At 41.4% G+C, this 13269-nt stretch carries 11 protein-coding genes; 7 read left to right on the forward strand and 4 right to left on the reverse strand.

Features of this window, described 5'->3' with window-relative positions:
- Window positions 1-24 precede the first annotated feature (24 nt).
- Complete coding sequence (locus AC1RRY_RS02190) at window positions 25-1317, reverse strand: TolC family protein (protein ID WP_492818418.1); 1293 nt, start codon at window positions 1315-1317, stop codon at window positions 25-27.
- A gap of 814 nt (window positions 1318-2131) precedes the next feature.
- Between AC1RRY_RS02190 and AC1RRY_RS02195 the strand changes: the two genes are divergently transcribed.
- The 3 genes from AC1RRY_RS02195 to AC1RRY_RS02205 all read left to right on the forward strand — a co-directional run bounded on the left by AC1RRY_RS02195 (window position 2132) and on the right by AC1RRY_RS02205 (window position 6621).
- Complete coding sequence (locus AC1RRY_RS02195; RefSeq protein ID WP_492818414.1) at window positions 2132-3592, forward strand: TonB-dependent receptor; 1461 nt, start codon at window positions 2132-2134, stop codon at window positions 3590-3592.
- A 70-nt stretch (window positions 3593-3662) separates the two neighbouring features.
- On the forward strand, window positions 3663-5228 hold the full coding sequence (locus AC1RRY_RS02200; protein WP_492818412.1) for a hypothetical protein: 1566 nt from the start codon (window positions 3663-3665) through the stop codon (window positions 5226-5228).
- A 337-nt stretch (window positions 5229-5565) separates the two neighbouring features.
- Complete coding sequence (locus AC1RRY_RS02205) at window positions 5566-6621, forward strand: 3-oxoacyl-ACP synthase III family protein (protein WP_492818410.1); 1056 nt, start codon at window positions 5566-5568, stop codon at window positions 6619-6621.
- A gap of 76 nt (window positions 6622-6697) precedes the next feature.
- On the opposite strand, the gene AC1RRY_RS02210 is transcribed toward AC1RRY_RS02205, so the two are convergent.
- Window positions 6698-8701, reverse strand: a complete 2004-nt coding sequence (locus AC1RRY_RS02210) for a CHU_0125 family OmpA-like outer membrane integrity protein (RefSeq protein WP_492818408.1) — start codon at window positions 8699-8701, stop codon at window positions 6698-6700.
- Between the two features lie 193 nt (window positions 8702-8894).
- Between AC1RRY_RS02210 and AC1RRY_RS02215 the strand changes: the two genes are divergently transcribed.
- Entirely contained in the window at window positions 8895-9701 is an 807-nt protein-coding gene (locus AC1RRY_RS02215; RefSeq protein ID WP_492818406.1) for an MOSC domain-containing protein, read from the forward strand.
- A gap of 9 nt (window positions 9702-9710) precedes the next feature.
- On the opposite strand, the gene AC1RRY_RS02220 is transcribed toward AC1RRY_RS02215, so the two are convergent.
- Both AC1RRY_RS02220 and AC1RRY_RS02225 read right to left on the reverse strand, forming a co-directional pair.
- A complete protein-coding gene (locus tag AC1RRY_RS02220) occupies window positions 9711-9956 on the reverse strand; it encodes a hypothetical protein (protein WP_492818404.1) in 246 nt (81 codons plus the stop codon).
- A gap of 63 nt (window positions 9957-10019) precedes the next feature.
- Window positions 10020-10250 carry a cytochrome b5 domain-containing protein gene (locus AC1RRY_RS02225; RefSeq protein WP_492818402.1) on the reverse strand — a complete coding sequence of 77 codons (231 nt, stop codon included), beginning with the start codon at window positions 10248-10250 and terminating at the stop codon, window positions 10020-10022.
- A 247-nt stretch (window positions 10251-10497) separates the two neighbouring features.
- Between AC1RRY_RS02225 and AC1RRY_RS02230 the strand changes: the two genes are divergently transcribed.
- The 3 genes from AC1RRY_RS02230 to AC1RRY_RS02240 all read left to right on the forward strand — a co-directional run bounded on the left by AC1RRY_RS02230 (window position 10498) and on the right by AC1RRY_RS02240 (window position 13241).
- Window positions 10498-10935 (forward strand): hypothetical protein, encoded by a 438-nt coding sequence (locus tag AC1RRY_RS02230; RefSeq protein WP_492818400.1) that lies wholly within the window; start codon window positions 10498-10500, stop codon window positions 10933-10935.
- Window positions 10936-11033: 98 nt separating this feature from the next.
- On the forward strand, window positions 11034-12056 hold the full coding sequence (gene thiL, locus AC1RRY_RS02235; RefSeq protein WP_492818398.1) for a thiamine-phosphate kinase: 1023 nt from the start codon (window positions 11034-11036) through the stop codon (window positions 12054-12056).
- 9 nt (window positions 12057-12065) lie between these two features.
- Window positions 12066-13241, forward strand: a complete 1176-nt coding sequence (locus tag AC1RRY_RS02240; protein WP_492818396.1) for a C40 family peptidase — start codon at window positions 12066-12068, stop codon at window positions 13239-13241.
- Window positions 13242-13269 lie beyond the last annotated feature (28 nt).

The raw sequence follows: 13269 nt of genomic DNA on the forward strand, positions 1-13269 counted from the left end.
GTTTGTCTGATATTCAGTGGTTTCTTATGGCAGGCTGATTATTTCCTTACCGGCCATAAAATTGATTTCTTCTAAGGCATTCATCCGGTCGTTTTGCAGGCGGTTCATCTGCACGGCGCTGCTTTTGTATGACTCGTAAAAATCGATGAACTCAAGCATGGAGATAATCTGTTTTTCGAAATTCAGCTTTACGTTGTCGAAAAGCTTGTCGAAGTCAATCATAAAGGCTTTGTCGTAGCCCTTATACAATTTATCGGTTTCCATAGCTTTCCGGTAGGCCAACTGGATATCGCCGATTACCTTGTCTTCCTGACTTGCCAGCTGCTTTTGCACTGACTGGATTCTATATTCTGCTGCTTTGATATTCCCCTGATTTTTGTTGAAAAAAGGCAGATTCATCTGAAGAGTAGCCGCGAAATAGTTGGGTACACTGCTACCGGCGCGGTCATAGCTGAGCCCGGCCTGCAAATCAGGCACTTTCAAGGCTTTCTGATATACCAGATTCTGTTGTTCCAGTTTTAATGCCGATTGTTGTAATTTTAAATCGGGTCTCGTATCCAGAGCAGCTGTCATCAGGTTGTCAAGCGTAAGCAATTGAGGGTTTACTGTATCAATAGCGTTTTTGTCTACCTGGGGAATAAAAAAGACCTCGTTTCGGGTACCGGTGATGATGCGCAGGTTCACTTGTCGTTCGAGCATCTCTATCCGTAGGTCTTTTCGCTCGGTTTCTAATGTAAACAGCAAAGCCCTGACACGCGTTATATCTTTAATAGGAATGATTCCTTTCTGAAGCAGGGTATTCATGCCTGCCAGTGTTTTCTCCAGAGAGGCAATTTCTTCGTCGTAAATCCCCATGATATTTTGTAGATAAAAGAGGTCATAGAAATTGCTCCGCAGTTCAAATTTCAAGCCTCGCAATACATCATAATAGCTATCCTCAGCCATTTGCGTACTCGTTTCAGCCAGCGCAGTGCGTTTGGTACGTTTACCTGCCAGATAAAAAAGCTGCTGCAATTGTACAGTCTGTTGCGTAGTGGGCTGGCCTTTTACGTCGTTCTGACCCAATATGGGCAGAATGCTTTGTGTCTGATTATTATAGAGCATTTGCTCAACCGTCAACGTCGGGTTCTCCCATAGTTTGGCTTGTATAATAGTTGCCCGATTGGCTTCAATGTCGAATTTATGAGCCATGAGCAGGGCGTTTTTCTGCAGGAAAATGCCTTCTAATTCCCGTAGATTTATTTTAAGAGAATCTGTTGAGGCAAAAACCGGGACACAGAAAAGCCATAGAAAAACAATGTTTTGTAGTCTTTTCACGGTAATGTGGGTATTTTAATGAATTTTAAACGCAGTATTCAACCCTTCATTTGGTAAATCAAATGACAGGCTGCCTGACAAATGCAGTTTTGTTTTGGGTCAGGAAATACGGATCGAAGGAATCAGATTAGCCAGATACAATTAAGAAGATGGATGGATATGCTCTTGAAAAAATTAAGCTTTTTTTGAACGAATAAACCCTTTAAAACATTTTCTTTAAAGAAGATATAAGATAGCGGGCTGTGGTGAGTATAACTGTCTTGCTTGTCGTTAGCACAACGGACAAAATAGTGATTGGTATGAAAGTCGACGGTAAGGAAATCGTCTGCGCTCGGTGGTAAGCCGGTTGTATTGCGGATACATTTTTTACCGGGAAGCGAAAGCGAAGCCGTATGCCGTTCATTGGCAAACAATAGCCCACTCAGGCTTAAGAACAGTATAATATATGTAATTCGCTTAAACATTTTTTACAGGTTCTAATAATAGGAAGTACTTTTCTGCAACAGCCGCGGGATAATGTTTTTATCGATACAAACCAAAGGGCTTTCAGATTAGTTTATTACCAAATGCATGTATGGTTCATTTCAGGTTCAAATTTAGGGCTTTACCCGAATTTAATCTGACAAATAGCCCTTAAAAATTTATTAAAAAGTCATTTTTGCTATAAAATCTTATATTTGTCTTGATATTTATTTTATATTCAGGTTACTTATTCTTATTGTTCATACTTGGAAAAGTACAAATATAGGGCTACCTTTGTAAAGAAGAATAAGGCATGTGAGGAGTGAATAATACAGGTAAAAAAGCATCAACAATGGAAACCATCTATGAGAAAAACCTGGGTACCAAGCAAAAGGCGTTGCGCATAAACCTGAATAAACAGATTTACGGGTGCTTTGCTGAAATTGGTGCAGGACAGGACGTAGCGGCAAATTTTTTTAAGGCAGGTGGAGCATCGAAAACGATTGCAAAAACCATGTCGGCGTATGATATGACTTTCTCTGACGCGATTTATGGAGCAATGGAGAACGGGCGGTATGTATGTGAACCGCGTTTGATGAGCATGCTTGACCATGAGTATGGTCTTTTGATTGAACGATTGAACGAAAAGAGAGGAGAAACAACCACATTTTTTGCGTTTTCGGATACAGTAGCAGCGTTGAATTATCATAGAAATAATGAAGCGCATGGCTGGATGGGTGTAAGGTTTCAGCTGACACCGGGGGGAGAGTATAATGACATAATTATTCACGTAAAAATGCTGGACAACGACAACGTGTTGCAGCATCAGGCACTTGGTATACTGGGTGTTAATCTGGTATATGGAAGCTTTTATTACCATCAGGATCCCGAGTCTTTGTTGTTATCTTTAATGGACGACCTGTCTAAGGACAGAATCCAGATTGACATGATTAGGTTTGAAGGGCCTGATTTTCAGCATGTTGATAATCGTGTGATGAGTTTACGTCTGGTTATGCATGGTTTTTCTGATATTGCCCTTTTTGGCTCAGATGGTGAGAACCTGCAGCCGTCGGAAGTGTTATTCAGAAAACATGCGCTGGTATTGAGGGGGCGGTTCCGGCCATTGGTAAATGTGCACCTGGATATGCTGGATAACGGCACGAAACAGTTTATGAGAGAGCCTGATGTAGACAAGGAGAAGGTGGTGGTGATGTGTGAAATTACCTTGCAGGGTCTGAAACAAAACGATGCTGAAATAGACGAGAAGGATTTCCTTGACCGCGTGGATATTCTGTGTTCAACGGGTCACATGGTCATGATTTCGAATTACCAGGAATACTATAAACTGGCGTCGTATGTTTCGAAGATCACCAAACTGAAAATGGGGTTAATTATAGGTTATCCGAATCTGGAATACATTTTTGAAGAAAAACACTATACTGATTTATCAGGTGGTATTCTGGAGTCGTTCGCTACCTTATTCAGCCGTAATCTGAAAGTTTTTGTATATCCGACTTACCAGAACAACAATATTATGAGTGGCATGCGGTTTACACCGCCGATCCACCTTATTGACTTGTATCGTTATCTGATTGCCAATAATAAAATAGAAGATATTCATCATTACAACGAAAAAAACCTGGCCATCAACACCGACAGAACGCTGCAGCTTATTAAACAGGGTGAAGACGGGTGGGAAGAAAACGTTCCGGACGAGGTAATAAAAATGATAAAGGACCGTTGTTTGTTTGGTTTTCCGTGTGTGGTTATACCCGGTCTGAACAAGCAGGATATGGCCGCCGAAGAAAAGTAACAGGTGAATACTAATGGGTAATTACAACCCGATTTACCAATTTTGTATTATAATTTACCGTATGATTAAAATGAGAACTAACCTACTGATTTTTAGTTTTTTAGTACTTTTTCAGCATTTGTTCGCACAAGATTCTCCAAAGATTGTTTTGCCTTCCGGCACGGAATGGACCCAGCTGAAAGAAGGTGTGCCGGTTTCGTTTCAGTTGAAGATTGAAGGAAAAGACTGCGACAGATTCAGGTTTTCTATCCCCCAGGGCAAAATTGAAGGAATGGAACTGGATTCGTTGGGTAAATTTTCCTGGACACCTTCTTATGACCTGATTGACCGTTTGACCGGATTTAAATTTCAGCAGGTAATATTTGAAGCCAGATGTGACTCAACTAAAGATGTGATTTCGTCTAAGGTCGAATTCAGGATTCAGCATACGAACCGCCCACCGATTGTAAAAGATCAGAATCCGTTTTACGTACAGTACAATACGACGAATATTTATAAGCTAGACCGTTACTTTGTGTATGACGAAGACAACGACCCGATTGTGGTAGTGCCGGCACCGGAAACATTACCGGAAGGCATGAAGATGTCGTCGCAGGGAGAAGTGTCATGGACACCTTCGCTTACGCAATTTAAACAGTTAAAGAGCCAGCCGATTTATATTGAGTTTTACGTGGAAGACCAGCCGTCTAAGGTACAGGTAAAAGGAAGGCTGAAAGTTGAAGCAACACAGATTGATTTACCACCTGAAATAGTGGTTGTGCCAAGAGAAAACAACTTTTTACTGAAAGAAAACCAGACGGTAAGTATTCGGTTTTATTTGTCAGATCCCAACGGCGATGACGATATTCAGGAGTTTGATTTTTTGACTGGTAACCCGGCTATTACCAAAAGTATGCTGGTGAAAAATTCACAGAATCAATACGAGTTTATATTCAAACCCGATTATGATTTCGTGAGAGACCCGTACGATACGTTGTCTTTTACGGTAGATTTCTTCGTAATTGATAAAACAAGAAAAAGAGCGGTAAAGACCATCAAATTTGTTGTGAAAAACGCTGTTAACGAAGCTGAGGCAGATTTGAAGCTGTATAACATCTACAGAGGTACATTGTTGAGAGGGTGGGAGTTGATGGAACAATTGAGAGAAAAAGAGTCTGAATTGAAAAGACTGTATACCAGAGCTAAAAAAGGCAAGAAGAACCGTTCGATAGTAACGGCCTCGTTAGGCGCTACTACAAGCTTATCGTCCTTCCTGATTCCTAAAGAACAACCGGAGCAACAAAGATTGGCTTCGACTCTGGGTGGTACTACAGTTTTAACAATCGGTACGTTGGAAGCAACTGAGGTAATCGGAAAGTCGATGAAGGATTTGTTGGATAGGCTTAACTACGTGATAGAAAAGAAAAACGAGATACAAACCAAAGGAGATATTTTTGCCAGAGACTTTTCTTTAAAGTCATCGCGTCGTGGGCCTGATTTCATCAGAAAAGTAGACGATTTCATGAATGCCATGAACCTGAAAGGTCTGGTAGTGCTTGACCTTGATGCCGCCTGGGAGCCTAAAACTAAACCTACTGATACCATTATAAAGAAAACATTTAAGGATTTTAGTCCTGAACAGGCCGATTCGTTTTGATATTTGAGCAGGCGTAGTTATTTTAAATCGCGTACTTTTTGAGGTGAATGGAAGACCTTAAAAAAGTATGCGATTTGTTTTAAGAGGTTACAGTAGTGAATCGGTTTCTTACAACCCGATACCTTTGTAATCAGATTTTTTTTAATAGGCTGTAGTAATATTGGCAAGGTTACTGGTATTACTAGTAATAGTAAAAATAGTGTTTCAATAGATGCGCAATAGTAGTTTACTTTGCGGACAGAAAAAATAAAACCACATAAAGTACTATTCTAAGAATATCTTGAACAATTAAGAGTTTTTCTCGTAATTTCGTGTCAGGATTCAAAAAACAACAAATATGGTAAATTCGAAAATAGCAGGTATAGGGTTTTACGTACCTGAGCAGGTTGTTACCAATCAGGACCTGATGAAAGTAATGGATACTTCTGATGAATGGATACAGGAGCGTTCGGGTATTAAGGAAAGAAGATACGGTAAAAAACATGAAGAAACTCCTACTACCATGGCCGCTAATGCAGCCAGAATAGCCTGTGAGAGAGCGGGTATAAAACCGGAAGAAATTGATTTTATAGTATTTGCCACACTGAGTCCTGATTATTATTTTCCGGGCTGCGGTGTATTATTACAGCGGGAGTTAGGCATTGCGCATAAAGAAGCCGGAGCAATTGATATCCGTAATCAATGCTCTGGCTTTATTTACTCCTTATCGGTAGCTGACCAGTTCATCAAAACAGGTATGTATAAAAACATACTGGTTGTTGGGGCTGAGATGCATTCTATGGGGCTTGATTTCACTACACGTGGGCGTAATGTTGCCGTTTTGTTTGGCGACGGAGCAGGCGCGGTTGTATTGCAGCCTAATACCGAAGAAGGAAAAGGTATTCTGACAACCCACTTGCATTCAGACGGTACTTATGCCGAAGAACTGGCGCTGATAAGCCCGGGTAGTCATGGTGGATACCATTTGGGTAAAGAAAATTTCGGTTTTCCTGAGGCATTATACGGGGAAATTTTCGTGTATGAAAACCTGATTGAAAATAAAACCTATTACCCTAATATGAACGGGCAGCTGGTGTTTAAAACAGCAGTTACGAAGTTTCCGGAGGTAATTATGGAGGCATTGAATAAGGTAGGACTAACCCCCGGTGATATAGATATGCTGGTGCCACATCAGGCCAATCTGCGCATTGCGCAGTTTGTTCAGAAAACGTTGAAACTGCCTGATGAGAAAGTCTATAATAATATTATGAAATATGGCAATACCACAGCGGCGTCTATTCCGATAGCGCTGTGTGAAGCATGGGAAGCAGGAAAAGTAAAAGAAGGAGATTTGGTGTGTCTGGCTGCTTTTGGTAGCGGCTTTACCTGGGGTTCAGCCCTGATTCGCTGGTAAATCTTACATGATGATAATAACAAAACACCGCGGAGAGATTCTCTCCGCGGTGTTTTGTTTAAAGCAGATATGTACGTTATTCAATTTCAATAATCTTGAACTCGGTGCGGCGATTGGTCTGATGTTCTTCTTCGGTTTTGGCGTTCCTGATGATGAGTTCACTCTCGCCATAACCTTTGGCTGTGATACGCACCCGGTCAATACCTTTAGAAACAATGTAATTCACTGCAGACTCGGCACGTCTTTGAGACAACCGCTGGTTATATATTTCAGTAGCCCGTGAGTCGGTATGCGAGCCCAACTCAATTTTGATAGTCGGGTTATCAACCAGTACCTGTACCAGTTTGTTCAGCTCAATGGCTGCATCCGGTCTGATGTCCCACTTATCCAGATCATAGTAAATATTCTCAACCCTGAATGTTTTATCCAGAGTAATTTCTTCCAGATTCAGAGAAGTATAAAAAGTAGTATCAGTTACAGCTTTGGTCAATAAAGCCTGTGGGATAGCCCGGCCATACATTGAGAAATCCTCACGTTTGGCCAGATAATTTTTCTTACTGCCCAGAATCACATAATCATTATCTTCTATTACCGCTATGGGGCCAAACTTACCGTCTTTTTGCGTAATGATTTCTTTCAGTGGCTCATCCTGGCCTGTGGTAATAATCTTTACAGTCACAGAATCCAACGGTACATTTTCATTGTTAGCATTTTTGGTATAGATTGTACCTGCCAGGAAGTACCTTACCGTTTTGATTTCCAGCGGTTTGCTCAGACTATCAGGCGTTGAAACCGGAATCAAAGGAGTGGTTGTAGCCAATTCAGTTTGTTTCGGTGCTTCATAATAGTAAATATCGTCGTCACCGGCACCTCCGGCTCTGTTTGAAGAAAAGAACATATCACCTTTTGGGCTCATCACCAATCCGAAATCGTCCATGTTCGAATTATACGGTATCCCCAAGTTTTCTACGGTTATTTTACCGCCAGAGCGTATCGCAACAAAAAGGTCAAGTTTCCCAAGACCGGGGTGGCCGTCAGAAGCAAAATAGAGTTTGCCGTCTTCTGATACATAAGGAAACATTTCATCTCCGGCAGTATTGATTTCTTTTCCTAAATTCACAGGATTCCCGAATCGTCCTGAGGCATCCATATTAACTCTGTATAGGTCTATTCCGCCCAGTCCACCGGGGCGGTTAGAAGCAAAATAAACGGTTTTACCGTCACGAGAGAAAGCCGGAGAACCATCCCAACTGGCCGAGTCAGAAGCACTTACATAGCTGGGTTCTGTCCATCCGCTGCCGTTTACATAACGAGAGATGTACAAGTCCATGTCAGGTGAAAAGTCTTTTCTTTTACCTGTATTGCCTCTGGCATAAATCATGGTTTTGCCGTCCGGCGAAAAAGCAGGAGTGCCTTCGTTGCGTTCTTCATCAAAAATGGCATTGCTGAATTTCTCTGGTTTGCTTATCTCTGCCATCGAACGTGCCAGTCTTGATTTATACAAGCCTACGTAAGGTAAGCCGTTCGAGTAAGTTTTGCTTTTGCGCGAGGCCGTAAAAACGATTTCGTCACCAAGAATAACCGGAGAAAACTCTGCCCCTGATGTATTGAGTTGGGAAAGATTTTTGAAAGTAATATCCGTCTGCTTCTTTTTGATCTCACCTATAAGTCTTAAAGTGTTTACCTCGCGGTAAGCTTTTTCGTTATAAGCTTTAACAGTGCTTTTTGCATCAATAAACTGTTGCAATTCACGTAGTGCCAGGTCATACTTTTCGGCGGCTTTCAGTGCAAATGCATAATGGAAGTGGGCCTCAGGCACCAGTAATTTTGCTTCAAAAGCTTTTTCATAATACGGAATGGCCTCTACCCAACGGTTCGATAACCGGTATGCTTCGGCTATTTTGTAATTCAGATTAGCTTTTTCACTTTCGGCAATATTGGTTACCTTTGCCAGGTCTTTGATGGCTAAGTCGTACTGACCTTTATCAAAACTGGCCAGACCTTTTTTGTACAGCTGAAGCTGCGCAAAAACATTGTTCGAAAGGAGCAGGATTGTAATGATATAAAGTATTTTTTTCATCATATAAGCGGTTCGGGTCAATCTATATGCCCACAATTTTTCCGGGTTGTAGCTATAAGTTTATTGCTTCGATCAAAGGTACAAACAAATACGGGCTGTAGTGCTTTAAAATTTCCTCCAATTTATATGTTTGACCTAATAACACAAACGATTTTGAACGAGAAATGTTGTGCCAGAAAAAATATAAGTAAAGATGTCAATGATTATAAGCGAAATAAATATTTACCCCATTAAATCGTTGGGGGGAATCTCACTTCAGGAGGCGCTGGTAGAAGACCGTGGCTTACAATTTGACCGCCGGTGGGTATTAGCGGATGATGAAAATGTGTTCAGAACCCAACGGGAAAATGAGCAGATGGCATTGATTGATGTGGCTATTGAAACCGACGGACTGGTGGTAAGCCATCGCATGAAAGCAATAGCACCATTGAAAGTACCATTTGTACCCCAGACAGATGATGAGCGGATGATAACCATATGGGATGATACCGTAAGGGCTATCAGAGTGAGTGATGAAGCCGATGCCTGGTTTACCGAAGTGCTGGACAAAGAAACGCATCTGTATTATCAACCGGATGATTCAATACGCCCGACAGACCCTAAATATTCGATTACCCATGCAGAACATACCAGTTTTGCTGATGCCTATCCGCTTCTGATAATCGGGCAGGCCAGTCTGGACTTTCTGAATGAGAAACTGGATGAAAAAATGGTTATGAAACGTTTTCGGCCAAATCTGGTTTTCAATGGAGGAGAGCCGCACGATGAAGATAATTTCAGATACTTTAGTGCAGGTACCACAAAACTGGCAGGTGTAAAACTCTGCGCCCGTTGTGTGTTGACTACCATCAATCCTGATACAGCAGAAAAAGGGAAGGAACCCCTGAAAACCCTGAATCAATACAGGCGCAACGGCAACAAAATTCTTTTCGGACAGAACCTGCTTGTGGTTGAAAAAGGTAAAATCAATATCGGAGATGAGATAATACTTGCACAGTGAGAAAGCGGCTTATTTCTTTCTAAGTCGTTTCTCAATACTTGTGGGCTTTTCTTCTTTCTTTTTTGTTTCGGCTTCCTGTTTTTCTTTCATTTTTCTCAGGCCTCTTCGGTAGGTATAATATAAGAAACCCGCTACTGAAAACATCAGGAAGAAGTAACTGTCTTTCAAGGCTACTTTTTTGTAAAGTGCCTGGTCTACAAACATGACTAAAAAAGCAAGACTCGCAAAAAGTATGATTGATTCGATGAGTTTCATATTGTTATTAATGAGTGATTTTGTGAATGAGCGATTGAGTGATTACTTACTATTGCTACGTAATCAGGGGACGAGTTTTCCTACAGCCTTAAACTTCAGAAAAACACTTTCGGTATGGGGGGCGTCCTTCAATTCGTCAGTCAGGTCTTGTCCTGCCCAGTGTTCGTAGTGTTTGCCTTTCCGCCAAAGCCTTGATCCGGTTACATCATAAATGACAGACCGGTAGGCTACCCATATTTCTTCTTTATCCTGACCGTTTCGAAGTGCCAACTGGCTTCTGGTATACTCTTTCAAGGTTTGTTGAAATATTTTTGGTAAAGGTCGTAAAGATTTATGAATGCAGGCAATGAAAATCTGATTAATTAAGCCGGTATGTGTCATTAGTACCTTATTACATACAACTAATTCTTTAAAAATTACGTCTATATGATTAAGAAGATTTTTTTTTAGCTTATATTTAAGCCGTATTTGCTATAACGTCTTTTGGGCAAATGACGCTGATTAAAAAAGATTGAAAGAACATATTCAAAAATAATACTCTATGAAAAAGATTGCCATTCTTTTATTCGCTTGTAGTTTTTTCATGTTTTCATGTGGTGATAAAAAAGTAGTGCCTGTATCGGAGAAGGTTAAGAAAAACTGGTCGGCTAATACAGTAAAAGAAGGTAGCGCTATAGTATATAGCAAGGGAGCCGCTAATAATACAAAACCAGGTTATTCAGGTTTTCAGTTAAGATTATTGACTTCCCCTGCAGTTACCTATATTGAATTTGACGGCAATGCGTTTTCAGGACAATATGAATTAGTAGGCGATACTAAATTGATTTTGAAAAATCTGAATCCGGTACCAACAGGTACGAACGGAACAATAGAGTTTACTATTGATTCAATTACCGATACACAGCTGATCATTACACGGACTTCGGCAAGTGCAAAAACCGGAGGAACGATTAATACTTATACCCTTGTGACTCAATAAGAGAACCGGGTCTTTAAAAAAAGGTGGGCTGGGAAGTCCACCTTTTTTTATCTTTGTAAAAAAACAATGAAACCGGCTGTACAAAAACAGCAGATAGTATGGAAAGAACAGAGTTGAACACATTAGGAGAGTTTGGTTTGATTGACCGCATAAAAACGAAATTCAGTTTGCAGAACGCCGAATCAGTAAAGGGAATAGGTGATGATGCGGCTGTAATAGATATGGGCGACAAGTACATGCTGATTTCAACAGATATGCTGCTTGAGGGAGTCCATTTTGACCTGGCATATACGCCGCTTCGCCATCTGGGCTATAAATCGGTAGCGGTAAATGTTTCAGATATTGCCGCTATGAATGGCATCGCTAAAAATATTACAGTTAGCATAGGATTGAGTAACCGTATTTCGGTTGAAGCCGTAGACGAGATATATGAAGGTATAAAATTTGCCTGCGAAGATTACAAAGTAGATTTAATTGGTGGTGACACTACGTCTTCACGTGCAGGTCTGGTTATTTCAGTAACTGTTACAGGCCTGGTTGATAAAGATAAGGTGTCATACAGAAATGGTGCACAAGCAAATGATATTCTGTGTGTAACCGGTGACCTGGGCGCTGCTTATTTTGGCCTTCAGATTTTGGAACGCGAAAAACAGGTATTTCTCGCGAATCCGGGCATGCAGCCGGATCTGGAAGAAAAATCGTATCTGGTCGGCAGGCAGCTAAAACCTGAGGCAAGAACAGACATTGTTCATGAATTGGCAGAGGCGGGCGTAGTGCCTACATCAATGATTGATATTTCAGACGGACTTGCTTCTGAAATTATACATCTGAGCAGCCAGTCAGGTGTGGGAGCGCTTATTTTTGAAGATAAGTTGCCAATTGAAGATATTACCATGCTGACCGCCTCTGAATTTAACCTGAGCCCTATTACTGCTGCTTTGAACGGAGGTGAAGACTATCAATTGTTGTTTACCATCAAACAGTCAGATTTCGATAAAATCAAGAATCTGTCGGATATTACACCTATCGGATATATGACGGAGGATAAAGCAGTGGAGCTGGTACTGAATAGTGGCTCGAAAGTTGGTATTAAAGCCCAGGGATGGGATCACTTACAATAGCTATAAATCATGTACTATTACCTGAACACTCGTAGCAAACTTGCCTTATTACTGTTTTTGTTGGGCTTGAGTCCTGTTCTTTTTGCTCAGGTAACTCAGGAAAACCACCATTCTGTAGCTGCTATTATAGAGCAGGTAAAGAAAAAATATGCGCCTGACAAGCGCGTGGCTGTTTTTCAGATTGCACTCGACAGCAATAAGCTGAAAGGCAAAACGAACCTGCCCTTGGCCAGGAAAGAATTACTAAGCCACCTGAAAGATGCCGGTTATACACCGGTTGATGAAATAAAGGTTTTGCCAGACGCAGTAGAACTGGAAGGGAAAATCTTTGCTTTGGTGAATGTTTCCGTGGCCAACATACGCACCCAGCCCAGAGAAGCAGCAGAACTGGCTACACAGGCATTGATGGGTACAAGGCTTAAAGTGTTAGATAAAGACCGTTACTGGTACATGGTTCAGACACCCGACCACTACATTGGTTGGGTAGAAGGCACAACCATCAAGCGATTAGCAAGCACAGATATTGAGAGTTATGAGAGCCAACAGAAACTGATGTTTGCCAGACCTTTTGGCTTTGCTTATGCCGAAGCAGACGAAAACGCCCAGACGGTTTCTGATCTTACCTGGGGCGACTTGCTTGTGGTAAAAGCGTCACTGCCGGATTTCTATGAAGTTGTATACCCCGATACCCGAAAGGGATATGTATTGAAACGAGAAGTAATATCGTATCAGGAATGGAAGAAAATAACAAACCCTTCACCTGAAGCACTTACTAAAACTGCTTACAGAATGATGGGACTGCCTTATTTGTGGGGCGGCACTTCGTGGAAAGGCGTAGATTGCAGTGGCTATATGCGGATGGTTTTCCAGACGAATGGTATTTTACTGCCCCGTGACGCTTCTCAACAGGCTTTTGTGGGTGAAGACGTTGCCTTTGAGAACCTGAAAACAGGAGACCTGCTGTTTTTTGGTGAAAAAGCTACAACCGAAAAAGCCGAGAGAGTAGTGCACGTAGGGATGTGGATAGGAAACAACGAATTCATTCACTCGTCGGGCATGGTAAGAATCAGCAGTTTCGATAAAGAAAGCGACCATTACGATGCAAGCAACGTGGCAAGATATCTGAGAGCCAAACGCATCTTAGGTATCGGAGCAGATAAGGGTATCGTTTCCCTCAGAAATTAGTCCGCTTCTTTTATTTGTCAGATTGACA

It is taken from the genome of Emticicia sp. GW821-FHT11C11 (genome assembly GCF_058808615.1).

Excerpts from the sequence above, each read along its gene's own strand:
- AC1RRY_RS02205 (WP_492818410.1), top strand. The coding sequence starts at position 5,566 with ATGGTAAATTCGAAAATAGCAGGTATAGGGTTTTACGTACCTGAGCAG.
- thiL (WP_492818398.1), top strand. The coding sequence starts at position 11,034 with ATGGAAAGAACAGAGTTGAACACATTAGGAGAGTTTGGTTTGATTGAC.
- AC1RRY_RS02230 (WP_492818400.1), top strand. The coding sequence starts at position 10,498 with ATGAAAAAGATTGCCATTCTTTTATTCGCTTGTAGTTTTTTCATGTTT.
- AC1RRY_RS02210 (WP_492818408.1), bottom strand. The coding sequence starts at position 8,701 with ATGAAAAAAATACTTTATATCATTACAATCCTGCTCCTTTCGAACAAT.
- AC1RRY_RS02220 (WP_492818404.1), bottom strand. The coding sequence starts at position 9,956 with ATGAAACTCATCGAATCAATCATACTTTTTGCGAGTCTTGCTTTTTTA.
- AC1RRY_RS02195 (WP_492818414.1), top strand. The coding sequence starts at position 2,132 with ATGGAAACCATCTATGAGAAAAACCTGGGTACCAAGCAAAAGGCGTTG.
- AC1RRY_RS02240 (WP_492818396.1), top strand. The coding sequence starts at position 12,066 with ATGTACTATTACCTGAACACTCGTAGCAAACTTGCCTTATTACTGTTT.
- AC1RRY_RS02215 (WP_492818406.1), top strand. The coding sequence starts at position 8,895 with ATGTCAATGATTATAAGCGAAATAAATATTTACCCCATTAAATCGTTG.
- AC1RRY_RS02200 (WP_492818412.1), top strand. The coding sequence starts at position 3,663 with ATGAGAACTAACCTACTGATTTTTAGTTTTTTAGTACTTTTTCAGCAT.